Raw genomic sequence first — 26,068 nt, 5'->3', positions numbered from 1 at the left:
GGCTACCGGGCGCGCAGGTCCGCCAGCCGCCCGAGCAGCGCCGCCACCTCGTCCGGGTCCGCGACCCGCAGCGCGGCCCGCGTCCCGCCCTCGCCGACCTTCACGGTGACGTCCCCCGCGGCCGGGTCCAGCGCCGCGAAACCGTCCTCGTCCGTCACGTCGTCCCCGGCGAAGAACACCGCCTCGACCGCCGCGCCCCGGCCCGACAGCCGCTCCCGCAGCCGGCGGATCCCGCCGCCCTTGCCGAGCGCGACCGCGCCGAGCTCGACGACCTCCTTGCCGCGCAGCGCGTGCACCCCGTCCCAGCGGGCCGGGCCGGCCAGCGCCGCCTCCGTCGCGGCCGCCGCGTCCGGCCGCGAGGCCCGCCGCGTGTGCAGCACCGCCGACATCGGCTTGCGCTCCACGTGCACCCCGTCGCGGCCCGCGGCGATCGCGTCGAGCGCCGCCCCCAGCCGGCCCAGCAGCTCCTGCTGGGCGGGCGTCAGCGACTGCCCGCCCGCGGCGCCCTCCAGCGAGCTCTGCGTCCCGTGACCGCCCACCAGGACGACCCCGTCCGCCGGGCTCGCGCAGGCGCGCAGGTCCTCCAGGTCGCGCCCGGAGACCAGCGCCACGTCGGTCGTGGCGACCAGCCGCTCCAGGGCCGCCGAGGCCGCCGGCGTCGGGCGGGCCGCCGACGGGTCGTCGACCAGCGGGGAGAGCACCCCGTCGAAGTCGAGGGCGACCAGGACCCGCCCGCGGGCCGCGAAACGGGCCAGGGCCTCCTCGACGGCGGGGGCCAGGGGAGCGGTCACGCCTGCGCCGCCGTCCGGGGGTGCTCGGCCAGGGCCTGCAGGAACGAGGCCGCCCACCGCTGCACGTCGTGGTCGGCCACCCGCCGCCGCAGCGACCGCATCCGGCGGCCCGCCTCCCGCGGCGACATCCGCAGCGCCCGCACGATCGCCGCCTTCAGCCCGTCGATGTCGTGCGGGTTCACCATCAGCGCCTGGCCGAGCTCGTCGGCGGCCCCGGTGAACTCGCTCAGCACCAGCACCCCGCGCTCGTCGTGCCGCGAGGCGACGTACTCCTTCGCGACGAGGTTCATGCCGTCGCGCAGCGCCGTCACCAGCATCACGTCGGCGGCCAGGAACAGCGCCGCCATCTCCTCCTTGCCGTAGGAGTGGTGCAGGTAGTGCACGGCGGTGTTCTTGATGGTCCCGTGCGTGCCGTTGATCCGGCCCACCGTGACCTCCACGTCCTGGCGCAGCTGGATGTACTGCTCGACCCGCTCGCGCGAGGGTGTCGCCACCTGGATCAGCGCGGCCTCCTCGACACTCACCTCGCCGTCGTCGAGCAGCTCCTCGAACGCCTTCAGCCGGTGCAGGATCCCCTTGGTGTAGTCGAGCCGGTCCACCCCCAGCAGCACGTGCTCGGGGTTGCCCAGGTCGCGCCGGATCTCCGCCGCGCGCGCCTTGACGTCCTCGCGCTGAGCCAGCTCGTCGAGGGTCCCGTAGTCGATGGAGATGGGGAACGAGGCCGCCCGCACCTCCCGGCCGCCCTCGCCGTCCAGGCGGATCCGGCCCGCGCGCGCCGGCAGGTTCGAGGCCCGGCGGCACGCGCGGGTGAAGTTGCTGGCGTCCGCGGTGCGCTGGAAACCCACCAGGTCCGCGCCCAGCAGGCCGTCGATGATCGCCTTGCGCCACGGCAGCTGGGCGAAGATCTCGAACGGCGGGAACGGGATGTGGTTGAAGAACCCGATCTGCAGGTCCGGCCGCTGGTCGCGCAGCATCCGCGGCACCAGCTGCAACTGGTAGTCCTGCACCCACACCGTGGCGCCCTCGGCGGCCTGCTGCGCCGCGGCCACCGCGAACCGCTCGTTGACGCGCACGTACGCCTCCCACCAGCTGCGGTGGTAACCCGGCGCGACGATGACGTCGTGGTACAGCGGCCACAGGGTGCCGTTGGAGAACCCCTCGTAGTAGTCCTCCACCTCCTCCTCCGACAACCCGATCGGCACGCACCGCACGCCCTCGGCGTCGAAGGGTTCCGGCGGCTCGCCGGGGGAACCGGCCCACCCGACCCACGCCCCGTCCTCGCGCTGCATCACCGGCTCCAGGGCCGTCACCAGGCCGCCGGGGCTGCGCCGCCACGACGTCGACCCGTCGGGCTCCTCCACGCGGTCGACGGGGAGCCGGTTGGCCACCACCACCAGGTCGTAGTCGCCGGCCATCGGGGGTTCCTCCTCGGGTTGGTGTCACCCGGACCCTACCCAGGGCGCCCGCGGCGCACCCGCCGTGATCGTGATCACGACCGTGTGAAGAGGCCGTGCGCACTCGGGGAGCGGGCCGGTCCTGCCGTACCGTGGGGGCGTGGTCACCCCCTTCCCGCAGTCCGGCGGCGACGCGCGGACCCGCGCCGTCGAGACCGGTGCGGGTGGTGCCCCGGACCTGCGGGTGGCGCACACCCCCGCCCAGACGTGGCGACCGCACGCGTACGCCCCCTCGCCCGGCGACAGGCTCGGCCCGTACCGGCTCGACCGCGAGGTCGGCCAGGGCGGCATGGGCATCGTCTACCTCGGCCTCGACGACGAGCACCGCGCCGTCGCCATCAAGGTCCTCAAACCGCACATCGCCGCCGACCCGCAGGCCCGCCAGCGGCTGGCCCGCGAGGTCGCCACCCTCGAGCGCGTCCGCTCCCCGCGCGTGGCCGAGGTCATCGCCGCCGACGTCGACGGCCAGTGGCCCCACCTGGTGACCCGCTACGTGCCCGGCCCCCCGCTGGAGCACGTCGTCCAGACCCGCGGCCCGTTGCGCGGCAGCCGGTTGCGCGACCTCGGGCACGGCCTGGCCGAGGCCCTGGAGGCCATCCACGCCGCCGGCGTCGTCCACCGCGACCTCAAGCCCAGCAACGTCCTGCTCCTGGACGGGCGCCCCGTCGTCATCGACTTCGGCATCGCCCACGTCGCCGACGACGTCCGCCTCACCTCCACCGGCCTGGTGATGGGCACCCCCGGGTACCTCTCGCCCGAGGTCGTCGCCGGCGGGCTCGTCTCCCCGGCCACCGACTGGTGGGGCTGGGCCGCGACCGTCGCCTTCGCCGCCAGCGGCCGCCCCCCGTTCGGCACCGGGCCCATGGAGGTCGTCCTCGACCGCGTCCGGCGCGCCGACGTGGACCTGTCCGAGGTCCCCGCCGACCTGCGCGGCCCGATCCTCGCCGCGCTCGCGGTCAACCCCGCGCACCGGCCGCACCCGCAGGCCCTGCTGCGCGCCCTGGACGGGGCGACGACGGGCCCGCAGGCCCAGGCCGACCCGGCCGCCCGCACCACGGCCGTGCCCGCGGGCCCCGCGCAGCCGTCGCCGGACCGGCAGGACCGGTCGCGCTTCGAGTCCCTCATCGCCGACGAGACGACCAGCCTGCCGCCGGTGCCCCCGGCGGAGGTCACGAGCGTGCTGCCGCCGGTGCGCACGGCCCCGCCGACGGCGCCGTTCGCGCAGCCGCCCGCCGACCGCCGCCCGCCGGTCCAGCAGGCCCCGCCCGGCTGGATCCCGCGCGCCCCCGGCCCCGGGCCGGCACCGGTGGCGCACCCGTTCCCGACGGCCGCTCAACCGGTCGGGCAGCCGGCCGGGCAGGAGCCCGTGCGGCGCGGCACGAGCGGCGAGCCCGCGCGCCCGCAGCGGTCCTGGACGATCCTCGCGGCGCTGCTGGCCCTCGTCGGCGTCTTCGCGGTCGCCCCGGCCACCGGGGTGGTCCTGGCCCTGGTGGGCGGGACCGTCGCGCGCACGGTCGACCGCGTCGCGGCCGGGTTGTTCCGCCGCCGCTGGGAGGCCGGTCCCCGCTCGACCGACGCCCTGGCCGTGGGTGCGGCCACGCCGTGGCACGCGTTCCGGGCCGCCGTGTCGACGGTCGTCGCCGGGATCGTCCCGCTGCTGGTGGGGGTGAGCGTGACGTTCATCCTCGGCACGTTCGGCCGGGACGTGGTGGGCGGCTACGAGAGCCCGGTGGTGATGGCCCTCAGCGGCCTGGCCGGCACGCTCGTCGCCTGGCACGGGCCGGGGGGCCGGTCGCTGCAGCGGGGGACCCGGACGGCCATCCGCAGCGCGCTGCGCGGCGACCGCGAGACGGGGGTCGCGGTCGGGGTCCTGCTGCTCGTCGCCTTCGCGGCCCTCGTGATGGTCCTGAGCGGGGAGGCGGTGGACTGGCGTCCGCTCACCTCCTCCCCGCTGACCTGGCTCAGCTGAGGACGTCCCGCCCCGCCTGCGCCAGCTCCTGCGCGCGCGGACCGTCGGCGGCCCCGTCGGCGACGACGACGGCGTAGCGGAACCGCAGCGTCGAGCCCGCCGCGAACGGCAGCTCCTCGGAGAAGAACGGCGCCGGGCAGACGGCCGCGAACTGCTCGCTGCGGACGAACCACTGCGGCGGGTGCCGCGGGTTGTCGGTGGCGTCGACGAACACCAGGCTGGACGCGGCGTCGGCCTCGTCGTGCCGGCCGGTGAAACCCATCCAGGCCGCGCGCTGCCCGCGCAGCTCGTCACCGCCGCTGCCCTGGGGGGCCAGGACGGTGCCGTCGGTGAACGAGCGCGGCCCGCGCCAGAACAGCCCGCCGTACCCGGCGTTGTCCCGCCCGGCGGTCGTGGGGCTGCCGATGGCGATGTCGGCCCCGCTGACGTTCTCCATGGCGGTGCTGAACGTCAGCGCCCAGGTGGTGTCGTCGACGAGCCGGAAACCCAGCGAGCGCTCCTCGGCGACGACCTTCTCCCCGCGCTGGGTGGTCCACTCCAGGCGGTGGGTGAACTCCAGGCCGTCGGCGGCGCCCTCGGTCGCCGAGGTCACCTCGACGGTGTCCATCGAGCCGTCGTTCTCCAGCTGCCGGTAGCCCTCGCCGCGCACGAACGTCGGGCCGCCCCAGAAGTTGTCCGGGCCCAGGTGCGGCAGCGACCAGGTGATCCCCTTGTGCCACACGTGGTCCCACGGCCGGTACAGCGAGACGAGGTGGCCGGCGCGGGTGCGCAGCGGGTGCAGGTACGGGCGGGGGGACTCCAGCTGGGCGACGTCGCTGACGTAGTGGTAGCGGGCGAGCTCCACCACGCCGTCGCCGACGCGGTACTCGCCGGTGCCGGGTTCGTGCCGGCCGTGCAGGGTGCTCACCGCCACACCGCCCCCGTCCCGTCCATCGCGGCGTGGAACGGGTCGCCGGGCTGGATCTGCCCGCGGCGCACCGCCTCGCCGGTGAACGCCGACCGGTACACGGCGGCGACGAGTTCGAGGGTGGCGCGGGCCTCGCGCAGCGGCACCGGTGGGGCGGCGCCGTCGTCGAGGGCGTCGAGGACGGCGCGGAACTGCGCCGCGTGGCTGGAGGGGACGCCCTGCGGCGCCCGCGACCACGCCTTCTCGACGTCGTCCTCGTGGCCGGGGGCGGCGGTGACGCGGAAGTCCTCGTCGCGGTAGCCGTACAGGTGGTTCAGCTCGACGCTGGCGTGCTCGAGGTCGAACCGCATCGTCGTGGTCTCCCGCACCGACACCACGGAGTTCACGACGCTCGCCAGCGCGCCGTCGGCGAACCGCACGGTGGCGACGGAGACCTCCTCGGTCTCGGTCGGCCGCGAACCCCGGGCGGCCATCGCGCTGACCTCCTGCCAGGGCCCGAGGACGCTGAGCAGGACGTCGACCTGGTGGATGCCGTGGCCCATCGTCGGGCCGCCGCCCTCGAGGGCGAAGGTGCCGCGCCACGGGACCTGGAAGTAGGCGTCGGGGCGGTACCACTGGGTCAGGCAGGTCGCCACGAGGGGGCGGCCCAGGGAGGAGTCCTCCACGATGGAGCGCAGCCGCTGGACGCCGGAGCCGAACCGGTGCTGGGACACGACGGCCACCGACCCCGTCCCGGCGGCCTCGGCGGCCAGCAGCCGGTCGGTCTCGGCCAGCGAGAGCGCGACGGGTTTCTCCACGACGACGGTCGCCCCGGCGGCGAGGGCCTGCTCGGCCAGCGGCACGTGCGCCGACGGCGGGGTGCAGACGTGGACGAGGTCGACGTTCCCGTCGGCCAGCACGGCGGCGAGGTCGCCCGCCGTGCGCGGCACGTCCCACTCGCGCGCGAACGTGCCGACCCGGTCGGGGTCGACGTCGACCGCGGCGACGACCTCGACGCGGTCGGACAGGGTGCGCAACGCCTTGGCGTGCTCCTGGGCGATGCCGCCGGTTCCGACGACGACGGCTCTGCGACGCATGCGTGCCTCCTCAGGCGGTCTCGACGGACTGGGTGAGCTCGTCGACCAGCGCCTCGGCGGCGGCCGGCGGCTGCTGCTTGCCGAACAGGACGTCCGAGCCGTAGCGGCGCACGATCTCCTCGATGCCCGAGGCCCCGGCCGGGGCCGAGGGCGGTGTCTCGGCGACGACGTCGGCGAGGGAGTCGGTGTAGGCGACGGCGATCTTGTCGGTCTCGGACAGCTTCGGGGTGATCTGCTCGCGGATGGTGGTGTTCGCCGGGATGCCGCGCTCGGTGAGCATGAGGTCGGCCACGCCGGGGTCGCTGACCAGGTGGCTGAGGAACGTCGCGGCCGCCTCGGGGTTCTTGGAGCGGGCCGAGACCGACCAGAACATGCCGGGCTTGTAGTAGAGCCCGGGGGCGCCGCCGACGGTCTGGGTCGGGGGTCGCAGCAGCTGCAGCGGCTGCCCGCTGGCCTTGGTCAGCGCGGTGACCTGGGTGGCCCACATGGGGCTGAAGGCGTTGAGGTTCAGCGCCATGCCGTTCTGGTCCAGGGCCGCGGTGGCCCGTTCCATCGCCACCGACACCGGGGTCGCGGCGCCGGAGGCGACCAGGCCCAGGTTGTACTCCCACCAGTCGACGAGCTGGGCGGTCTCCAGCACGACCTTCCCGTCCTCGTCGTAGAGGGCGCCGCCGTTCTGCTTGCACCACAGCTGCAGCCCGGCCTCGTCGATGCCGCCGGTGCCGCAGCCGTAGACGTTGGGCAGGCCGGCGGCGGTGATCCCCGCCGACAGCTTCTCGTAGTCGTCCCAGGTCCAGGCGGTGTCGTCGGGCAGCTGCAGGCCGGCCTGGGTGACGATGCCGGGGTTGGTGACCATCGCCAGGGGGACGATGCCGGTGACCAGGCCGAGCAGGCCGTCGGGGGTCTGGCCGGTCTGCAGGGCGGACTCCTCGATCCCGGAGGTGTCCAGGCCCTCCAGCTCCGACAGGTCCAGGAGGGCCCCGCGGTCGCCGTAGGAGCGCAGGTAGATGGCGTCCATCTGGAACACGTCGGGGGCGTCGTTGGCCGCGGTCTGGGTGGCGATCTTGTCCCAGTACCCGGACCACTCGGCGAACTCGCCCTTGACGACGATGCCGGACTGGGAGGCGTTGAAGTCGTCGATGATCTTCTGGGTGTACTGGTGGCGGGCGTCCGAGCCCCACCAGGCGAACCGCAGGGTGACCGGCCCCGAACTGCTGGACCCGCTGCCCCCGCCGCAGGCGGCGAGCGTGGCGGCGGTGCCCAGGGCGGCGCCGGAGGCGAGGACGGTGCGTCGGGCGAGGGTGCTCATGCGGATTCCACCGAGTTCGTGAGTTCGTCGACCAGGCCGCGGGCCGCGTCCTGGGGGGTCTGCTTGCCGAAGAGGACGTCCGAGCCGTAGCGGCGCACGATGGCCTCGATGTCGGAGGCGCCCGCCGGGGCCGACGGCGGGGTGTCGGCGATGACGTCGGCCACGGCGTCGGTGTACTGGATGGCGACCTGGCCGGCCGGGTCGAGCAGGGGGGCGATGCGTTCGCGGACGGCCGCGTTGGCGGGGATGCCGCGCTCGACGAGCATCGTGTCCTGCACCTCCTCGGCGTTGGTGAACCAGTCCAGGACGGTCGCGACGGCTTCGGGGTTCTTCGTGCGGGAGGAGGCCGACCAGAACATCGAGGGCTTGTAGTACAGCCCCCACTCCCCGGAGGTGGTCTGGCGCGGGGGGCGCAGCAGCTTCAGCGGCGATCCGCTGGCCTTGGTGAACGCGACGACCTGGCCGGCCCAGTAGCTCTGGAACCCGACCCGGTTGGTGGCCAGCGGCGTCTGCTCCAGGGAGGCCGACGCCGATTCGATGGCGAGGGAGACCGGCCCGGCGGCGTTGTCGGGCAGGACGCTCAGCCCGTACTCCCACCAGCTGACGAGGTGCTCCTCGGGCAGGACGACCTCGCCGTCCTCGTCGTAGAAGGACGCGCCGTTCTGCTTGACCCACAGCTGGAGCTGGTTCTCCTCCAGGCCCGAGTTGGCGATCCCGTAGGTGCCGGCAGGGCTGGCGGCGGTGACCTGGGCGCCGATGCGGTGGTAGTCCTCCCAGGTCCAGGTGGTGTCGTCGGGCACGGCGACGCCCGCGGCCTCCAGGACGGTGGGGTTGGTCACCATGCCCAGGGGGTGGACGGCGATGACGAGGCCGAGGAGGCCGTCGGGGGTGCGGCCGGTGTCCAGGGAGGCGGACTCGATGCCGGAGGTGTCCAGGCCCTCGAGCTCGGACAGGTCCATGAGGGCGCCGCGGTCGCCGTAGGAGCGGAGGTACTTCTCGTCCATCTGGAAGATGTCGGGGGCGTCGTTGGCGGCGACGGTGGTGGCGAGCTTGTCCCAGTACCCGGACCACTCGCCGAACTCGCCCTTCACCTGGATGTCGGTGTGGGTGGAGTTGAACTTCTCGATGAGCTGCTGGGTGTACTGGTGACGGGTGTCGCCGCCCCACCAGGACATCCGCAGGGTGACCGGCCCGGAGCTGCTGCCGCTGCTGCCGCCGCAGGCCGCCAGGCCGGCTGCCGCGGTGGTCCCGACGGCGGCGGTGGTGAACGCGCGGCGGGTCAGGGGGGTGCTCTTCGCGCTGGTGGTGCTCATGGTCGTCCTTCCGTGGGCCTCGTCGCCCGGTCGGTGGAACTGGTGGTCACTTGCCGCCGGTGGTGGCGATGCCCTTGATGAGGAACCTCTGCCCGAACAGGAACGCGAGGAAGATCGGGATGAGCGAGACGACGCTCATGGCGAACATCTCCCCCCAGGAGGACTCGCTGGTGGCGTCGATGAACGACTTCAGCGCGATCGGGACGGTGTACTTCGCCGGGTCGGTCAGGTAGATGAGCTGGCTGAAGAAGTCGTTCCACGTCCAGATGAACGTGAAGATCGTCGTGGTCGCCAGTGCCGGCACCATGAGGGGCAGGATGATCTTGAAGAAGATCCGGCCGTGACCGCAGCCGTCGATGCGCGCCGCCTCGTCGAGCTCGCGCGGGATGCCGCGGATGAACTGGACCATGAGGAAGACGAAGAAGGCGTCGGTGGCGAGGAACTTCGGCACCACCAGCGGCAGGAACGTGTTGAGCCAGTCGAGCTGGGAGAAGAGGACGTACTGCGGGACGATGACGACGTGGATCGGCAGCATGATCGTCATGAGCATGATGGCGAACAGCGTCTTCTTGGCCAGGAACTCCATGCGGGCGAAGGCGTACGCGGCCAGCGAGCAGGAGATCAGGTTCCCCAGGACGGCGCCCAGGACGACGATCGTCGAGTTCAGCAGGTAGTGGCTGAAGGGGTCGGAGAAGGCGTTCCAGCCGCCGGGGTAGTTCTGCGGCTGCGGGTCGCCCACGAACAGGCCCGCCGCGTTGAAGACCTGGTCGGGCGAACGCAGCGAGCCGGCGATCATCCACAGGACCGGGTAGAGCATCACGAACGCGACGGCGATCAGCCCGGCGTGCTTGAGCAGCGAGCGCCCGCGCGACGGCCACGGCGAGACCGGGCGCGGCGCGACGGTGGCGACCGTCGTGACGTCGGGGGAGCGCAGGTCAGTCGTCATAGAACACCCACCACTTGGACGCGTAGAAGTTGATCGCGGTGAACACGCCGATGATCAGCAGCAGCACCCAGGCCATGGCCGAGGCGTAACCCATGTCGAAGTTCTGGAAGCCCCGCTGGTAGAGGTACAGCGTGTAGAAGAGCGTGGAGTCGCTGGGCCCACCGGTGCCGCCGGAGACGACGAAGGCCTGGGTGAAGGACTGGAACGCGTGGATGAGCTGCAGCACGAAGTTGAAAAAGATGATCGGCGTCAGCAGCGGCAGCGTGATCGAGGCGAAGATCCGCCCCCGCCCGGCGCCCTCGGTGGCGGCGGCCTCGTAGTACATCTGCGGGATCTGCCGCAGGCCGGCGAGGAAGATGACCATGGGGGCGCCGAAGGTCCACACGTTGAGCGTGATGAGGGTGCCCAGGGCGGTGGAGGGGTCCGAGACCCAGCCCTTGCCGACGATCCCGAAGAACCCCAGGAACATGTTCACCAGGCCCTCGCTGCCGAACACCTGCCGCCACAGCACCGCGATGGCGACGGAGGAGCCGAGCAGGGAGGGCAGGTAGAACACCGACCGGTACAGGGCCAGCCCGCGCAGCCCCCGGTTCAGCAGGACCGCCAGGCCCAGGGCGATGCCGAGCTGCAGCGGGACCGACACGAAGACGTAGATCAGCGTGACCTGCAGGGAGTGGTGCAGGCGGGAGTCGCCCAGCATGCGCTGGAAGTTCTCCAGGCCGATCCACTCCGGGACCTGGATGAGGTTGTAGTCGGTGAACGACAGGTACAGCGAGGCCAGCATCGGGCCGATCGTGATGACCAGCAGGCCCACGAACCAGGGGGCCAGGAACAGGTACGCCGTCCGCGTCTCGCGCTTGCCGGCGGCGGCCTTCTGCCCCTTCAGCTGCTTCAGTTCTCCCAGTGCGCTCACGACTCACCTGCCACGGGGGTGGTGTTCGGGTCCTGCACGGCTCCTCCAGGTCTTCGTCGACCAGCGCGGATAGCGCTTACCGGCGAGACAGTAGCAACTCGCCCCGGCCGACGGAAGACACCTCGCCCAGGAGGGTCAGGACGTCAGCGGCGGCGTGCTGGCCCGCAGCAGCACCTCGCCCTCGACGTGCTCGCGGCGCACCGGCCCGCCGTCGGCCGTGTCGACCAGCTCGAACAACCGCGTCCCGATCTCGGTGAGCGGCAACCGCACCGTGGTCAGGGCGGGGGAGACGTCCCGCAGCGTCGGGATGTCGTCGAACCCCGCGATCGCCAGGTCCCCCGGCACGTCCAGCCCCGCGTCGCGGGCCGCGGCGATCGCCCCGACCGCCATGACGTCGTTGGCCGCCAGCAGCACCGGCGGCCGGCCGGCCACCCGCCGCAGCGGACCCCGCCGCAGGAACCGCGCCACGCTGTCGTAGGCGCCGTCGCGGGTGAACGGGCCGTCGAGCCGCTCCACCGGCTCCAGGCCCCGCGCCCCGAGCCCGGCCAGGAAACCCTTCGTGCGCTCACGGGCGGTCAGCAGGTCCTCCGGGCCGGCCAGCAGCAGCACCTCCCGGTACCCCAGGTCGGCCACCGCCCCGGCCAGGCGCGCGGCGGCGCCGGCGTTGTCCACCAGGACGGTGTCGACGCCCAGGACGTCCTGCGTCGCGGCCGCCACCAGCCCGCCGCCGCCGCGGAACGCCTCCAGCTCCGAGCGCAGCGCGTCCGTGCGCACGGGGTCGGCCCAGCGCGAGCCGGCCAGGAGCACCGCCCGCACCCGCTGCCGGCGCAGGGCCGCGACGTGGGCGACCTCGCGGTCGGCGTCACCCCGGCTGACTGCCAGCGTCACGATCGCCCCCGACCCCTCGGCGGCGTTCATCACCCCCGCGGCCAGGGAGGAGAAGTACGGGTCGGCGATGTCGTGCACGACCAGCCCCACGACGTCGGACCGGCCGCGCGCCATGGCCTGCGCCTGCGCGTTGGCGCTGTAGTCGAGCCGGGCCGCCGCCGCGTGCACGCGCTCCCGCAGCGCCTCCCCGACGACCCGCGTGCTGCCGTTGAGGACCCGCGACGCCGTCGCCAGGGAGACCCCGGCCTCCTTGGCGACGTCGTCGAGCGTCACCGGCCCGGACGGACGGGACCGGCGGGCACGTCGGCGTGGCTGTTCGCTGGGCACGGGGGACGACACGGGACACATGGTGCCCTGCGCGGCCCCTCACGCGGGGGCGAGCACCAGGGAGCCGTTGTGACCGCCGAAGCCGAAGCTGTTCGACAGCACCGGTGCGGGCACCCACGGGGTCGGTGCCGTCACCACGTCCACGTCCAGGTCCTCGTCGAGGTTCTCGTGCCCGGCGGTGGGCGGGATGAGACCGGTCCGCACGCTGAGCGCGACGGCGACGGCCTCCACCGCGCCGGCCGCGCCGAACGCGTGCCCGGTGACGCCCTTCACGCTCGTCACGGGGGTCCGCGAACCGCCCAGGAGGGTGCGCAGGGCACGGGCCTCGGCGGCGTCGTTGAGCGCGGTGGACGTGCCGTGCGCGTTGACGTGCCCGAGCTCGGACGGTTCGAGGCCGGCGTCCCGCAGCGCCCGGCGCATGCACTCCAGGGCGCCGGTCCCCTCCGGCGGGGGAGCGGTGAGGTGGTGGGCGTCGGAGGTGGAGGCGGCGCCGGCGACCACCACGTGCGGGACGGCCCCGCGCGCCAGGACCCGCTCGAGCGGTTCCAGGACCAGCACGGCCGCGGCCTCCGCGGCGGCCAGGCCGTCGCGGTCGCGGTCGAAGGGGCGCGAGACCCCGGTCGGGCTCAGGGCCCGCATGTTCGCGAACCCGGCCAGGCAGGTGGGGGTGAGGCTGACGTCGGCGCCGCCGGCCAGGACGACGTCGCAGGTGCCGGCGGCGACCAGGCGCGCGCCGGCGGCGATCGCGTCCGCGCCGGCCGCGCAGGCCGTCGTCACCGTCGTGGCCGGCCCGCGGGCGCCGTAGCGCATGCTCAGCGCGGCGCTGGGGGCGTTCGGCATCGACATGGGCACGGTGAAGGGGGAGACCAGGCGCGGGCCGCGCCCGGCCAGGACGGCCTGCTGGGCCTCCAGGGTGCTGACCCCGCCGATGCCGGTGCCGAGGGCGACGCCGAGCGCGAGGGGGTCGACGTCGCGCAGGACGTGGGCGGCGGGGTCGGCGGGGTCGGCGTCGGGGTGGGCCAGGAGCCCGGCCTCGCGCAGGGCCTCGTCGGCGGCGGCGACGGCGAACTGCGCCGCCCGGTCCAGCGTCCGCCGCCGGCGGTGGGTCAGCCAGCGGGCGGGGTCGAAACCCCGCACGCGGCGGACCGCGGCGGGGGCGGCCGGTTCCAGCAGGCCCTGCCAGAAGGCGGCGGTGCCGGTGCCGGCGGGGTTGACGATCCCGAGGCCGCTGACGGCGACGACACGGTTCTGGGGTGCACGCACGCGGCGAACGTACCGAAGTCAGTTGGAAAATCCAACTGACTTCGGCGGCCGCCGGCCCTCAGGGCGCCTCGGACGTGCGTCGCAACTCCAACCCCTCGCCCCGCACCGGTTCACCGCACGACCGGCAGACCGTCTGCGGCGCCAGGTCGTGCCCGCACGCGTGACCCCAGACCACCGGCGGCCCGTCCGCGGCCAGGTGCTCGTCCCCCCAGCTCATCAGCGCCATCAGGACCGGCAGCAGGTCGCGCCCGGCGTCGGTGAGCCGGTACTCCCAGCGCGGCGGCCGCTGGGAGTACGGCACCCGGACCAGGACACCGGCCTCCACCAGCCGGCGCAGGCGCGTGGTCATCACGTCGCGCGGCGCGCCGGTGTTCGCCACGATCCGGTCGAACCGGTGCACCCCGTAGAACACCTCGCGCACCGCCAGCAGCGACCACTTCTCGCCCACCAGCTCCAGCGTGCGGGCGATCGAGCAGGTGCGCGGGCGCCCCGGGTCCGCGACGGGCGGCGGTCCGGGGACGGGCGGGTCGGTGGAGCTCACCGCACGAGGTTAGGACGACACCCGCTCACAGGACGTCGGCGTACTCCTCGGCGTGCCGCCGCAGGTGCAGGCGCACGAACGAGCACGCCGGGACCACCTTCAGCCCCCGGGCGCGGGCGTCGAGCAGCGCCGCGTCCACCACCTTCGTCGCCAGGCCCTGGTGCTCGTGGGCCGGGTCGACCTCGGTGTGCACCATGGCGATCGCCCCGTCCCTCGGCACGTAGTCGGCCAGCGCCACCACCCGCCCGTCCAGCCGGCCCTCCCAGCGGTGGGCCTGTTCATCGTGAGTGACGACGAGTTCGTCCGCGGTGCTCACGACCACGGCAACGTCCCGGCCCCCGCCCGCCTTCCCGGGCCGGGACGGTGCCGCGGGTCACACCAGCGCCGGTTCCGGCGCCTCCCGCGGCAGGACCACCCCGGGCAGGTCGACGAGGTGCCGCGCGTACGCCTCCGTCGTCAGGAACGCCGGGAACGCCGCCCCGAACGTCGCCCCCTCCACGATCCGCCGGGCCCGTTCGAGGCGCTGCGCGGCACCGGGTTCGGCCCGCAGGTCCGCCAGCGCCCGGCCGAACTCCTCGTCCAGGGTGCGCTGCACCAGCCGCCCGTCCACGGTCCGGCCGTCCTCCAGCACGGTGCCGTGCCGCAACCACACCCGCACCTGCGTCCGGGAGATCTCGACGGTGGCGGCGTCCTCCATGAACCCGTCCACGGCCACCGCGCCCGCCCCGCCCAGCCACGCCTGCAGGTACAGCAGGCACACGCGCAGGTCGGCCCGCAGCCCCGCCTCGGTGACCCGGCCCCCGGCCGAGCCCAGGTCCAGCAGGTCCTCGGCCCGCACGCGCACGTCCTCGCGCAGCCGGTGGCGCTGGTCGTCGGCCTCACCCAGGACGGCCCCGAACGCGGCGCGGGCCGTGGGCACCAGGGCGGGGTGCGCCACCCACGACCCGTCGAACCCGTCCCCGGCCTCCCGCTCCTTGTCGGCCCGCACCGCGGCCAGCGCCCGCTGCGCGGCCACCGGGTCGGCCTTCGAGGGGACCGCCGCGGCCATCCCGCCGATGGCCATCGCCCCGCGCCGGTGGCAGGTCTGGACCAGCAGGTCGGTGTAGGCGCGCATGAACGGCACCGTCATCGTCACCGACGCCCGGTCCGGCAGCACCGCCGCGGGGTCCTCGCGCAGGTTCTTCATCGCGCTGAACAGGTAGTCCCACCGGCCCGCGTTCAGCCCGGCGGCGTGCTCGCCGAGCGCGTGCAGGATCTCGTGCATCTGGAACACCGCGGGCAGCGTCTCGACGAGGACGGTGGCGCGGATCGAGCCGCGCGGCAGGTCCAGCGCCTCCTCGGCGACGACGAACACGTCGTGCCACAGCGCCGCCTCGGCCGCCGACTCCAGCTTCGGCAGGTAGAAGTACGGGCCGTGGCCCCGGGCCAGTTGCCGGCGGGCGCAGTGGAACAGGAACAGCCCGGCGTCGACGAACGCCCCGGCGACGGCGGCTCCCCGCACCCGCAGGTGCTTCTCCACCAGGTGCCAGCCGCGGGGTCGCACGACGATCGTGGGCGTCGTGTCCCCCAGGACGTACGCCTTCCCCTCCGGGGTGGTGAAGTCGATGCGCCGCTCGACGGCGTCGAGCAGGTTCCGCTGCCCCTCCACGACGTTCGCCCACGTCGGCGAGGTGGCGTCCTCGAAGTCGGCCATCCACACGTCAGCGCCGGAGTTCAGCGCGTTCACCGTCATGGTGCGGGTCGGCGGCCCGGTGATCTCCACGTGGCGGCGGGTCAGGCCCGGCGGCGGGGCCGGGACCCGCCAGGCGGGGTCCTCGCGGACCCGGGCGGTGCTTTCGGCGAAACCCAGCCGGTCCTGCCCGGACAGCAGCCGGTTCGTCCGGTGCCGCCGGGCGCTCAGCAGGTCGGCGCGGCGGCCGGCGAAGGTGTCGTGCAGCAGGGCGACGAGACCCAGGGCGTCGGGGGTGAGCAGTTCCGCACCGCGTGCGGGGGCGGGGGAGAGGACCTCGACGGGTCCTCGCGGGGTCAGGACGGTCACGACGGTCCCCTCTCAGAACTGCTCGTGCTCGGTGGAACCGGACATGGCGGTGGTGGCCGCGTCCGGGGACAGGGCGCGGGTGACGTGGTCGAAGTACCCGGTGCCGACCTCGGCCTGGTGCCGGACGGCGGTGTAGCCGTGCTCGACCGAGTCGAACTCCCGGGTCTGCAGCTCGGCGTAGGCCGTCATGCCGCTGCGGGCGTACCCCCGGGCCAGCTCGAACATCGAGTGGTTCAGGGCGTGGAACCCGGCCAGGGTGATGAACTGGAACGCGTACCCCAGTTCCCCGAGCCGCTGCTGGAACGTCGCGATCTGCTGGTCGTCCAGGGCCGCGCGCCAGTTGAACGAGGGGGAGCAGTTGTAGGCGAGCATCGTGCCGGGGTGCTCCTGCTCGATCTCCTGCGCGAACTCCGCCGCGAACCCGAGGTCGGGTTTCCCGGTCTCGACCCACAGCAGGTCGGCGTACGGGGCGTAGGCGACGCCGCGGGCGATCGCCGCCTCCGGACCGCTGCGGACCCGGGAGAAACCCTCCCCGGTGCGTTCGCCGGTGGTGAACCGGCGGTCGCGCTCGTCGACGTCGCTGGTCAGCAGGTCGGCGGCCAGGGCGTCGGTGCGGGCGATCACGAGGGTCGGGACGTCGAGGACGTCGGCGGCCAGCCGGGCCGCGTTGAGGGTGCGGACGTGCTGCGCGGTCGGGACGAGGACCTTGCCGCCCAGGTGGCCGCACTTCTTCTCGCTGGCGAGCTGGTCCTCCCAGTGGACGCCCGCCGCGCCCGCGGCGATCATCGACTTCATCAGCTCGAAGGCGTTCAGGGGACCGCCGAAACCGGCCTCGGCGTCGGCGACGACCGGCGCGAGCCACGGGCTGTTCCCGCGGTCCGCGCCGTCGCCGCCGGTCTGCTCGGCCCAGTCGATCCCGTCGGCGCGCAGCAGCGCGTTGTTGATGCGCCGCACCACGGCCGGGACGGAGTTCGCGGGGTACAGGCTCTGGTCGGGGTACGTCTGACCGGAGAGGTTGGCGTCCGCGGCGACCTGCCAGCCGGAGAGGTAGATCGCCTCCAGGCCGGCCTTGACCATCTGGACGGCCTGGTTCCCGGTGAGGGCGCCGAGGGCGTGGACGTAGGGGCGGGTGTGCAGCAGGTCCCACAGCCGCTGCGCGCCGAGCCGGGCCAGGGTGTGCTCCTCGGTGACGCGGCCGCGCAGGCGCACCACGTCCTCGGCGGTGTAGTCGCGCCGCACCCGGGCCCAGCGCGGGGAGGTCGCCCACTCGCGGCGCAGCGCGTCCGCGGGGCTCAAGGTGATCTGTTCCAGGGTCTCGGTCACGGTGCTCTCCCACGTCGGTGTCGGAATCCCCGTGAGGGGTGGTGTCGTCGAGCTTCCTGGTGTCCGGGCGGTCTGCGAGGGGTCCGGGGCTGTCAAGAACCGCGGTTCTTGCCCTAACGTGCAGGGATGGACGAAGACGTTCCCGCCGGGGCCGGCGGCGTCGGCGACCCCGTCACCCTGGGCCGCCGGGTGCGGCACCTGCGCACGGCCCGCGGTCGCACCCTGGACGACCTCGCCACGGCCGTCGGCAGTTCGGCGTCGCGGTTGTCGCTGCTGGAGAACGGCCGGCGCGAACCGAGGCTGTCGCTGCTCACCGCGCTGGCGCGCGAACTCGGTGTCCCGCTGACCGAGCTGCTGGACGCCGAACCCCCCAGCCGGCGCGCCGCCCTGGAGATCCGCCTGGAACACGCCCAGCGTTCCCCGCTCTACGCGTCCCTGGGGTTGCCGGCCGTGCGGCCGGGCAAGCGGGTGCAGCTCGAACTCCTCGAGGCCCTCGTCGGCCTGCACGACGAGCTCGTCCGCCGCGCCCACGAGCGGGCCGCCACCCCCGAGGAGGCCCGCAACGCCAACGTGGAGCTGCGCCGCACCATGCGCGCGCAGGACAACCACTTCGCCGACGTCGAGGACGCGGCCGCCGCGCTGCTCAAGGCCGTCGGGTACGCCGGGGGGCCGCTGTCCGAGCGGCACGTCGAGGCCCTCGCCGACCACCTGGGGTACCGGTTCGAGGTCGCCGAGGACCTGCCGCACTCCTCCCGGTCGGTCACCGACACCCGGCACCGCGTCGTCTACCTGCGGGCCGACGGCGGGAACCGGCGGCGGGCCGTCGCGCTGCAGGCCCTGGGCCACCTCGTCCTGGAGCACCGCGAGCCGGCGGGGTACCGGGAGTTCCTGCGCCAGCGCGTGGAGGTGAACTGCTTCGCCGCGGCCCTGCTGGTCCCGCGCCACGAGGTCGTGCGGCTGCTGTCGGCCGCCAAGCAGGCCAGGGACATCGCCGTGGAGGACGTGCGGGACGCGTTCAGCGTGTCCTACGAGACGGCGGCGCACCGGTTCACGAACGTCGCGACCCACGACCTGGGCCTGCCCGTGCACTTCATGCGGGTCCACGAGAGCGGCACGATCTCCAAGGCGTACGAGAACGACGGCGTCCTGTTCCCCGTCGACGCGACCGGCGCCATCGAGGGGCAGCCGGTGTGCCGGAACTGGACCGCCCGCACCGTGTTCGACCGGCCCCGCGGCGTGCCGTACCACCAGTACACCGACACCCCCAGCGGGACGTACTGGTGCACCTCGGCGGTCGACACCGACGCCACCGGGGAGTTCTCGGTGAGCGTCGGGGTCCCCTTCGCGCACGTGAAGTGGTTCCGGGGCCGGGAGACCACCGAGCGGTCCCGGTCGCGCTGCCCCGACCCCTCGTGCTGCCGGGTCCCGCCGCCGGAGCTGGCCGGCCGCTGGGCGGCCCACGCCCGGCCCGCGGCCCGGGCGCACTCGCACCTGCTGGCCGCGCTGCCCCCGGGCACCTACCCCGGGGTCGACGACACCGAGGTCTACCGGTTCCTGGAGCGGCACGCCCCCTGAGCGGCGGGAGTCACCCGACGGCCGCGCCGGTCCACGCGCCGGCCCACGCGCGGGTCGCGGCGACGTCGCGCTGCACCTGCTCCACGAGCTCGGCCGGGCCGGGGAACGCGAGCTGCGGACGCAGGTGGCGGTGCAGGGTCACGAGGACCTCGCGGTCGTACAGGTCCACGGCGACGTCGAGCAGGTGCGCCTCCAGCAGCCGCTCGCCGTCGGCGTAGTACGTGGGGCGGCGGCCGACGGACACGGCGGCGACGTGGACCGGGCCGTCGTGCGCGGGGTCGACCTGCACCGTCCCGGCCCACACCCCGTCCGCCGGGCCGGACCCGGTGAGGGTGACGTTCGCGGTGGGGAACCCCAGGAGCCTGCCGCGGGCGTCGCCGTGCTCGACGACGCCGCGGACCTCCACGGCGGGCACGGCGGGCACGGCGGCGCGGGGTCCGGGGACGGGCAGCGGCACGACGGCCACCTCCAGGGGTCGGGTCTCGGGTTCGGGGGGTCGGGTGCCGGCGGTCAGGAGCGGGGGGAGACGGGTTCGGCGGGCCGGGCCGGACGCGGGACGGCCGCGACGAGGGCCTTGCTGTACTCCGCGCGGGGCGCGGTGAGGACCTGGGCGACCGGCCCCTCCTCCACGACCCGCCCGTGCCGCAGCACGGTGACGGTGTCGGCGAACTGCCGCACGAGCGCGAGGTCGTGGGAGACGAACAGGTACGTCAGCCCCAGCCGCCGCTGCAGGTCCACGAGGACCTCGACGATGTCGGCCTGCACGCTCACGTCCAGGGCGGACGTCGGTTCGTCCAGGACGACGACGTCGGGGCGCAGCACCAGCGAGCGCGCGATCGCGACGCGCTGGCGCTGGCCGCCGGACAGCGCGGTGGGGCGTCGCCGCCACAGGGCGCGGTCCAGGCCGACGGCGCCCAGCGCCTCGGCCACCCGCCGGTCGCGCTCGGCGCGGTCCCCGACGCCGTACCGGTCCAGCGGTTCACGCACGACCGCGTCGAGCCGCCACGTCGGGTCCAGGGACGTGAACGGGTTCTGGTAGACGAGCTGCAGGTGGCGGCGGGTCTGCCGCAGCTCGGCGTGCGAGCGGCCCTGGACGGCCTCGCCGGCCACGAGGACCTGCCCGGCGTCGGGCTGCTCGAGCCCCAGCAGGACCCGCACGGCCGTCGTCTTGCCCGAGCCGGACTCGCCCACCAGGGCGTGCGTCGTCCCGGCCGGGACGGAGAACGACACGTCGTCCAGCGCCGTCGTCCCGCCCGGGAACGTCTTGGTGACCCCGCGCAGCTCCAGCCGCGCCGGGCCCGCGGCGCTCGGCGTCCCGCGGCGGTACCGGTCGGGGTTCAGGGCGGGCACGTCGGCGTGCAGGTCCCGGGCGTACCGCGAGCGCGGGGCCCCGAACACCTCGGCGGTGGGCCCGGCCTCCTCGACGCGGCCGTCGCGCAGCACGACGATCCGGTCGGTGCGCTCGGCGGCGATCGCCAGGTCGTGGGTGATGAGCAGCAACCCGATGCCGAGGTCGGTGCGCAGTTCGCCGAGCAGGTCCAGGACGCGGCGCTGGATCGTCACGTCGAGGGCGCTGGTGGGTTCGTCGGCCACCAGCAGCGCGGGGCGGGGCAGGACGGTGAGGCCGATGAGGACGCGCTGCAGCATCCCGCCGGACAGCTCGTGCGGGTAGGCGTCGTAGACGCGCTCGGGGTCGGGCAACCCGACGCGCTCGAAGACGTCCAGGACCAGCCGTCGGCGGACCCGGCGGTCCCGTTCCCCGGTGAGCGCGGCGGCCTCCTCGGCCTGGGAACCGATGCGGCGCACCGGGTTGAACGCGGTGGCGGGGTCCTGCGGGACGAAACCGATCGTGCGCCCGCGCAGCGGGCGGAACCGGCGTTCGGGCGTGCGCAGCACGTCGGTGCCCAGGACCTCGACGGTGCCGGTGGCCTCGGCGGTGTGCCGGGGCAGCAGCCGCAGGACGGCGCGGGCGGTGGTGGACTTGCCCGACCCGGACTCCCCGATGAGGGCCAGGCTGCCGCCGGGGGGGATCTCGAACGACACGTCGGACACGACCCGGGTGCCGTCGTAGGCGACCGACAGGTCCTGCACCCGCAGCAGGGGTTTGGTCACGGGAGGGCTCCTCAGGCGGTCCCGCGCAGCCAGCGGCTGACGCGGTTCACGGACAGGACGGTGGCGATGGTGACGGCCGCGGGTGCGTGCACCAGCCACGGGGCGGTCGGGTAGTCCTTGCCCGCCGAGACGAGCAGACCCCAGTCCGACGCCGGCGGCGGGTCGCCGTAGCCGAGGAACGCGAGCCCGGCGATGACGAGGATCGACAGCCCGAACTGCAGCACGGCCAGGGCCAGCACCGTGCGCGAGGCGTTGGGCAGCACGTGCCGCAGCAGCACGTGGGTGCGCGAACCCCCTTGCAGGAACGAGGCCTCCACGAACACCGACCGCCGGGTCCGCAGGACCTCCGAGCGCAGGACGCGGGCGAACACCGCGACGGCGGAGATCCCCGTGGCGATGGCCGCGTTGATCGTCTGGAAACCCAGGGAGCTGACGACGATGACGGCGAGCAGGAAGCTGGGGATAGCGAGCAGGACGTCGACCACGCGGGCCAGCACGACGTCCACCAGCCCTCCGAGGAACCCGGCGAGCAGGCCGACGAGGCCGCCGACGACGACGCCGATCCCGACCGCGACGAGCGCGCTGGTGACCGAGGACGCCGTGCCGTGCACGACGCGGGAGAACTCGTCCCGGCCGAGGTGGTCGGTGCCGAACCAGTGCGCCGCGCTCGGGGCGAGGAGCTTGTCCGCGCTCACGCCCTGCACGGGGTCCTGCTGGGTGAACAGGCCCGGGGCCAGCGCCCAGGCGAGCACGAGGGCCAGGACGGCGAAGGACAGGGCGACGGTCGGCGGGACCCGGTGCGCGGAGCGGCGGGTGATCGCCGGGAGCTGCGCCCGGGAGGCGGTGACGGTGCCGCTCACGCTGCGCTCAGCTCCTCGCGCGGGACGGTCACGGGGCGGGGGGTGCGGACGCGCGGGTCCAGCAGCGGGTACACGAGGTCGGCCACCAGGTTGACGAGGACGAACACGACGGCCGCCAGGGACACGACGGCCTGCAGGACGGGCAGGTCCTGCGTGGTCACCGAGGACTCCACGAGGCTGCCGATGCCGGCGCGGCCGAAGATCGTCTCGGTGATGAGGGCACCGCCCAGCAGTTCGCCGACCGTCAGGGCCAGCACGGTTACGACGGGCAGCGAGCTGGGCCGCAGCAGGTGCCGCAGCAGCAGGCGTCCCCGGCCCAGCCCCCGGGACCGCGCGACGGCGGCGTACTCCTGCCGCGACTCGTGGTCCAGGCCGGAGACGAGCACCTCGGCGAGCTGGGCGGAGACCGGGATCCCCAGGGCCACGGCGGCGAAGGCGGTGGCCCAGCCGGAGTCCGGTTCGATGATGCGGAACAGGCCCAGCTCCAGCGCGAAGACGTGGATGAGCACCAGGCCGATGACGAAGTTCGGCACCGACAGGAACAGCGAGGGCAGCGAGCGCAGCACGCCCTGCGCCGCGCGGGGCAGAACCTGGGTGCCGAGGGCGACGGCGGCGGCCAGCGCGACCGAGACGGCCAGCGCCCCGGCGGCCAGGACGAGGGTGGAGGGCAGCACCTCCGCGATCGACTCCGCGACCGGCCGGTTGCTGCGCAGCGACACCCCCAGGTCGCCGGTGACGAACCGCGACAACGACTCCCACAGCTGCACGAGCACGGGCTGGTCGAGCCCGTAGTAGCCGACGATGCGGGCGATCTCGTCCTCGGTGAACCCGTTCTCCGGGTTGCGCAGCGTGTTCGTGACCGGGTCGCCGGGCAGGACGCTGATGACGACGAACGTCGCGACGTAGGCGAGCAGGACGACGACGACGGCCTGGCCGACGCGGCGGGCCGCGAACCCCGGGTACCCGTGCACGGCTCAGCCCGCGAGGTGCGCGGTGTAGAGGTTGGCGTAGGCGACGCCGTTGTACGTGACGCCCTCCAGGTCGGAGCGGTGGGCGTAGATCCGCTGCACGATCTGCTCCAGGGGGACGAACAGCGCCTGTTCCAGGACGTACTGCTGGAGCTGGTCCACCGAGGTGGCGCGGGTGTCCGGGTCGACCGCGCCGGCCACGGCGTCGCGCAGCTGGTTCAGCGTCTGGTCGCGCTCGCCCGCGCCGAACCAGTCCTCGCCCTCGTCGGCGCTGGTGAGGATGCTCGCGACCGTGCCGACGTCGATGAAGCTGCGGGTGACCTCGTAGTTCGACAGCGACTTGTTGTTCGAGACGCGCTGGCCGTAGGTGACGACGTCGAAGGTCTGCAGGTCGACGGTGAACCCGACCTTCCCGAGCTGCTGGGCCACGAGCTCGTCGATCGCCTGCGACGTCACGAGGTAGGGGTTGGGGAACAGGGTGACGGCCAGCGGCTGACCGCCCTTGGACCGCTCGCCGTCGGCGCCGGCGACCCACCCGGCCCGGTCGAGCAGCTGCGCGGCCAGGTCGGCGTCGAAGGCGAACTCCGCGGAGTGGTCGCTCGCCTCGGGCACGTTGGACTGGATGAAGGACTCCGCCTTCTTCCAGTCGCCGGTGTAGACGGTGGACAGGATCTCGTCGCGGTCGACGGCGTGCTGGAAGGCCTGGCGGACCAGGACGTCGTCGAAGGGAGCGACGGAGGTGTTCAGCCGGTACCCGTGGGCGAAACCGAGGTAGCGCGGGGTCGCGACGGTGAACCCGGCGTCCTGCAGGCCGGACAGTTCCTGCGGGGTCGCGTTGAACACGACGTCGGCCTGGTTCGACCGCAGGCTCGCGGTCCGCAGCGAGGACTCCTTGACGATCTTGTACGTGATGGTGTCCAGGGCCGCGGCGTCGCTCTTGCCGAGGGCCTGCGGGCCCCAGGCGTAGTCGTCGCGCCGGGCGAGGACGACGTTGTCGCCCTCCTTCCAGCTCTCCACCGTGAACGGCCCGCTGCCGCTGAACTGCGAGAGGTCCGCCTGCCCCTCGGCCGGCAGCGCGATCGTCTTCGGCGACGTCAGGATGGACCCGTGGTACCCCAGCGTGGGGATGAAACCCAGGGTCGGTGCGCTGAACTCCACCACCACGGTCGAGGCGTCCGCCGCCGAGGCGGCCAGGTAGGTCTTGGGGAACAGGCCGATGGGGTTGACGCCCCGGTCGGCCTGACCCTTGGCCCAGTAGTCGAGGTTCGCGACCACGGCCGCGGCGTCCAGGGCGGTCCCGTCGGAGAACGTCACCCCGCTCCTGAGGTGCAGGGTGAACTCGGTGGCGTCCTGGTTCTGCTCCCACGACTCGGCCAGCCACGGCGTGACCTGCCCGTCGCCGTCGACGTACACGAGCTTGTCGGTGACGTGGCCCCAGACGTTCCCCTGGAAGCTGGAGATCGCGCTGTTGTTCGGGATCCAGGTGTCGCCGAGGGAGTCGATGAGGACGACGACGTCCCCGCCCCGCTGCGCCGCCCCGGACCCGGAGGCGTTCTCCGAACCCGACGCGCCGCCTCCGCAGGCGGTGAGGAAGGTGCCGACGGCCCCGGCGCCCAGGGCCGCGGACACGGCGCGGCGGGTGGGGCGGGGACCGGTGGTCCCGGGGGCTCCGGGGGTTCCGGTGGTGGTGCTGGGCATGGGGGCGTGGCTCCTCGGTCGTGCGGGTGGGACCGCACGGGGAGTTCCACCGGTGCGGTGCGGGGTTGCGCCGCGAACCGGCGGGGGACGGTCGCGGTGGTCGGTTCAGGGCAGCGGACAGAGTGCGCTGGACTGCCGGGACAGGTCGACGTGACGACGTGCTGTCAGGCGCACCGCGGATCGCACTGGATCTCCTCCATCGGTCCTGGCGGTAGCACCTTCCCGAAGGAGGTTGCTGCGGCGTCGTCGAGCCAGGTCTCTCAGCCGCTCTGGATGGTGGATCGAGATTGGCAGAGTTCCCCGCGCGCGTCAACGCCGGGGTTCGGGGTGTGCGATGGTGACGCCGTCCCCCCGCGCCCCCGTGTCCACCCCGGGTTCGAAGCGAACGGAGTTCCTCCCATGACCACCACCGAACTCGTCCCCACCCTCCTCAGCGGCCCGCTGGCCGAGCTGGACGCCGAGCTCCCCGGCGTCGTGGACCCGGGTTTCGCCGCCCACGAGGTCACCGACCGCTCCCGCCTGGACGCCCCCGCCGGCGTCCTCGCCGTCGTGCGCCCCCGCGACGTCGGGCAGGTCCAGACCGTCCTGCGGTGGGCCACCCGGCACCGCGTCCCGGTCGTCCCGCGCGGGGCGGGCACCGGGTTGTCCGGCGGGGCCGTCGGGGTCACCGGCGGGATCGTGCTGTCCACCGAACGGCTCGACCGGATCCTCGAGATCGCCCCCGCCGACCAGGTCGCCCGGGTGGAACCGGGCGTCCTGGGCGCCGACCTCGACGCCGCCCTGGCCCCCCTGGGCCTGCGGCACGCCCCGGACCCGGCGAGCTGGCGCATCTCCAGCATCGGCGGGAACGTCGCCACCAACGCCGGTGGGCTGCGTTGCGCGAAGTACGGCGTGACCCGGGAGTCGGTGCTGGCCCTGGACGTCGTCCTGGCCGACGGTTCGCTGATCTCGACCGGCCACCGCTCGATCAAGGGCGTCACCGGCCTGGACCTCGTGGGGTTGTTCACCGGGTCCGAGGGGACCCTCGGCGTGGTCGTGGGCATCACGATCCGGTTGCGCCCGCGACCGGTCGACGAGCGGACCCTCGCGACGTGGTTCGACTCGGTCGACGCGGCCGCTCAGGGGTTGCTGGCCCTCACCGCCGGCGCGGCCCGCCCGGCGGTCGTGGAACTCCTCGACGGCCCGACGCTGCGGGACATCGACGCCTTCTCCGGGACGACGCTGGCCGCGCACGGGCAGGCGCTGCTGCTGGTGCAGACCGACGGGCACGGTGCGCTGGCCGAGGCCGAGGAGATCGAGGCGGCGCTGGCCGGCGCCGGGGGCAGGGTGCGCCGGCTCGCCGGTGCGGAGGCGGAGTTCCACTGGGAGTTGCGCCGCAGCGGCCGGGGTCCGCTGGAGGACGTGCTGGCCGTGGGGGAGGACGTCGCGGTCCCGCTGTCCCGGATCGGGGAGTTCCACCGCGAGATCACCAGGATCGCTGCGGCGCACCGGGTCTCGGTGCGGGTCGTCGCGCACGCCGGGGACGGGAACTTCCACCCGCTCCTGCTCGCCGACGACGCCGCCGGCGCCGCCGAGCGCCTCGAGGCCGCCGCGGACGAGGTCGTCGCGACGGCCCTGCGCCTGGGCGGGACCATCAGCGGGGAGCACGGCATCGGCACCGCCAAGCGGCGCTGGCTGGCCGACGAGATCAGCCCGCGGGTGCGGGCCCTGCAGGCCGGCGTCAAGGCCGTCTTCGACCCGCTGGGCCTGCTGAACCCCGGCAAGGCCCTGTGATCCGGGACCCGGGCGGGGATTGAC

General features: G+C 74.1%; 23 protein-coding genes and 1 riboswitch. Of the genes, 3 read left to right on the top strand and 20 right to left on the bottom strand.

Annotated elements, in window-relative coordinates:
• Positions 1 to 2: 2 nt before the first annotated feature.
• Both otsB and ACRYRX_RS15985 read right to left on the bottom strand, forming a co-directional pair.
• Positions 3 to 791, bottom strand: coding sequence for a trehalose-phosphatase (otsB, locus tag ACRYRX_RS15990; RefSeq protein ID WP_432513299.1), 789 nt, complete (start codon positions 789 to 791; stop codon positions 3 to 5).
• Positions 788 to 2,206, bottom strand: coding sequence for an alpha,alpha-trehalose-phosphate synthase (UDP-forming) (locus ACRYRX_RS15985; protein WP_432513297.1), 1,419 nt, complete (start codon positions 2,204 to 2,206; stop codon positions 788 to 790). Before ACRYRX_RS15985 ends, otsB begins: the two co-directional genes overlap by 4 nt.
• Positions 2,207 to 2,345: 139 nt before the next feature.
• Here ACRYRX_RS15985 and ACRYRX_RS15980 point away from each other — a divergent pair, with 139 nt between their 5' ends.
• A complete protein-coding gene (locus tag ACRYRX_RS15980; RefSeq protein WP_432513295.1) occupies positions 2,346 to 4,214 on the top strand; it encodes a serine/threonine-protein kinase in 1,869 nt (622 codons plus the stop codon).
• Here ACRYRX_RS15980 and ACRYRX_RS15975 read toward each other — a convergent pair.
• The 12 genes from ACRYRX_RS15975 to aceA form a co-directional block, all read right to left on the bottom strand.
• Entirely contained in the window at positions 4,207 to 5,121 is a 915-nt protein-coding gene (locus ACRYRX_RS15975) for a DUF6807 domain-containing protein (RefSeq protein WP_432513293.1), read from the bottom strand. The two genes, ACRYRX_RS15980 and ACRYRX_RS15975, sit on opposite strands and share 8 nt — an antisense overlap.
• Complete coding sequence (locus ACRYRX_RS15970) at positions 5,118 to 6,197, bottom strand: Gfo/Idh/MocA family protein (protein ID WP_432513292.1); 1,080 nt, start codon at positions 6,195 to 6,197, stop codon at positions 5,118 to 5,120. Before ACRYRX_RS15970 ends, ACRYRX_RS15975 begins: the two co-directional genes overlap by 4 nt.
• 10 nt (positions 6,198 to 6,207) lie before the next feature.
• Positions 6,208 to 7,506 (bottom strand): ABC transporter substrate-binding protein, encoded by a 1,299-nt coding sequence (locus ACRYRX_RS15965; protein WP_432513291.1) that lies wholly within the window; start codon positions 7,504 to 7,506, stop codon positions 6,208 to 6,210.
• Complete coding sequence (locus ACRYRX_RS15960) at positions 7,503 to 8,819, bottom strand: ABC transporter substrate-binding protein (RefSeq protein ID WP_432513290.1); 1,317 nt, start codon at positions 8,817 to 8,819, stop codon at positions 7,503 to 7,505. Before ACRYRX_RS15960 ends, ACRYRX_RS15965 begins: the two co-directional genes overlap by 4 nt.
• Before the next feature lie 46 nt (positions 8,820 to 8,865).
• On the bottom strand, positions 8,866 to 9,765 hold the full coding sequence (locus ACRYRX_RS15955) for a carbohydrate ABC transporter permease (RefSeq protein ID WP_432513288.1): 900 nt from the start codon (positions 9,763 to 9,765) through the stop codon (positions 8,866 to 8,868).
• A complete protein-coding gene (locus ACRYRX_RS15950) occupies positions 9,755 to 10,678 on the bottom strand; it encodes a carbohydrate ABC transporter permease (protein ID WP_432513286.1) in 924 nt (307 codons plus the stop codon). Before ACRYRX_RS15950 ends, ACRYRX_RS15955 begins: the two co-directional genes overlap by 11 nt.
• Before the next feature lie 135 nt (positions 10,679 to 10,813).
• Entirely contained in the window at positions 10,814 to 11,839 is a 1,026-nt protein-coding gene (locus ACRYRX_RS15945; RefSeq protein WP_432513285.1) for a LacI family DNA-binding transcriptional regulator, read from the bottom strand.
• Between the two features lie 93 nt (positions 11,840 to 11,932).
• On the bottom strand, positions 11,933 to 13,156 hold the full coding sequence (locus tag ACRYRX_RS15940) for a beta-ketoacyl-[acyl-carrier-protein] synthase family protein (protein ID WP_432513283.1): 1,224 nt from the start codon (positions 13,154 to 13,156) through the stop codon (positions 11,933 to 11,935).
• Positions 13,157 to 13,214: 58 nt separating this feature from the next.
• Positions 13,215 to 13,697, bottom strand: a complete 483-nt coding sequence (locus tag ACRYRX_RS15935) for a winged helix-turn-helix transcriptional regulator (protein ID WP_432513281.1) — start codon at positions 13,695 to 13,697, stop codon at positions 13,215 to 13,217.
• A gap of 25 nt (positions 13,698 to 13,722) precedes the next feature.
• Entirely contained in the window at positions 13,723 to 14,013 is a 291-nt protein-coding gene (locus ACRYRX_RS15930) for a GNAT family N-acetyltransferase (RefSeq protein ID WP_432513279.1), read from the bottom strand.
• A gap of 57 nt (positions 14,014 to 14,070) precedes the next feature.
• Positions 14,071 to 15,735, bottom strand: coding sequence for a malate synthase A (aceB, locus tag ACRYRX_RS15925; protein WP_432513278.1), 1,665 nt, complete (start codon positions 15,733 to 15,735; stop codon positions 14,071 to 14,073).
• Between the two features lie 12 nt (positions 15,736 to 15,747).
• Positions 15,748 to 17,058, bottom strand: coding sequence for an isocitrate lyase (gene aceA / locus ACRYRX_RS15920; protein ID WP_432513277.1), 1,311 nt, complete (start codon positions 17,056 to 17,058; stop codon positions 15,748 to 15,750).
• Positions 17,059 to 17,184: 126 nt separating this feature from the next.
• Between aceA and ACRYRX_RS15915 the strand changes: the two genes are divergently transcribed.
• Entirely contained in the window at positions 17,185 to 18,633 is a 1,449-nt protein-coding gene (locus tag ACRYRX_RS15915) for a helix-turn-helix domain-containing protein (protein ID WP_432513276.1), read from the top strand.
• 10 nt (positions 18,634 to 18,643) lie between these two features.
• On the opposite strand, the gene ACRYRX_RS15910 is transcribed toward ACRYRX_RS15915, so the two are convergent.
• The 6 genes from ACRYRX_RS15910 to ACRYRX_RS15885 form a co-directional block, all read right to left on the bottom strand.
• A complete protein-coding gene (locus ACRYRX_RS15910) occupies positions 18,644 to 19,090 on the bottom strand; it encodes a riboflavin kinase (RefSeq protein ID WP_432513274.1) in 447 nt (148 codons plus the stop codon).
• 53 nt (positions 19,091 to 19,143) lie between these two features.
• A complete protein-coding gene (locus ACRYRX_RS15905) occupies positions 19,144 to 20,745 on the bottom strand; it encodes a dipeptide ABC transporter ATP-binding protein (RefSeq protein ID WP_432513272.1) in 1,602 nt (533 codons plus the stop codon).
• 11 nt (positions 20,746 to 20,756) lie between these two features.
• Entirely contained in the window at positions 20,757 to 21,605 is an 849-nt protein-coding gene (locus ACRYRX_RS15900) for an ABC transporter permease (protein WP_432513270.1), read from the bottom strand.
• Positions 21,602 to 22,576, bottom strand: coding sequence for an ABC transporter permease (locus tag ACRYRX_RS15895; RefSeq protein ID WP_432513268.1), 975 nt, complete (start codon positions 22,574 to 22,576; stop codon positions 21,602 to 21,604). Before ACRYRX_RS15895 ends, ACRYRX_RS15900 begins: the two co-directional genes overlap by 4 nt.
• A 3-nt stretch (positions 22,577 to 22,579) precedes the next feature.
• Entirely contained in the window at positions 22,580 to 24,271 is a 1,692-nt protein-coding gene (locus ACRYRX_RS15890) for an ABC transporter substrate-binding protein (protein ID WP_432513266.1), read from the bottom strand.
• Positions 24,272 to 24,376: 105 nt separating this feature from the next.
• On the bottom strand, positions 24,377 to 24,445 hold the full coding sequence (locus ACRYRX_RS15885; RefSeq protein ID WP_432513327.1) for a putative leader peptide: 69 nt from the start codon (positions 24,443 to 24,445) through the stop codon (positions 24,377 to 24,379).
• A gap of 19 nt (positions 24,446 to 24,464) precedes the next feature.
• Positions 24,465 to 24,551, bottom strand: a riboswitch (SAM riboswitch).
• 119 nt (positions 24,552 to 24,670) lie between these two features.
• On the opposite strand from ACRYRX_RS15885, the gene ACRYRX_RS15880 reads away from it, so the two are divergent.
• The gene (locus tag ACRYRX_RS15880; protein ID WP_432513264.1) at positions 24,671 to 26,044 is read left to right on the top strand and encodes an FAD-binding oxidoreductase; all 1,374 of its coding nucleotides are present in this window, start codon (positions 24,671 to 24,673) and stop codon (positions 26,042 to 26,044) included.
• Positions 26,045 to 26,068: the final 24 nt, after the last annotated feature.

The sequence above is a fragment of the Kineococcus lubricus genome, assembly GCF_050871965.1.
In the GTDB taxonomy this organism is placed as follows: Bacteria; Actinomycetota; Actinomycetes; order Actinomycetales; family Kineococcaceae; genus Kineococcus.
The sequence above is the reverse complement of the archived record's forward strand: the minus strand, read 5'-3'. Positions and strand labels throughout refer to the sequence as shown.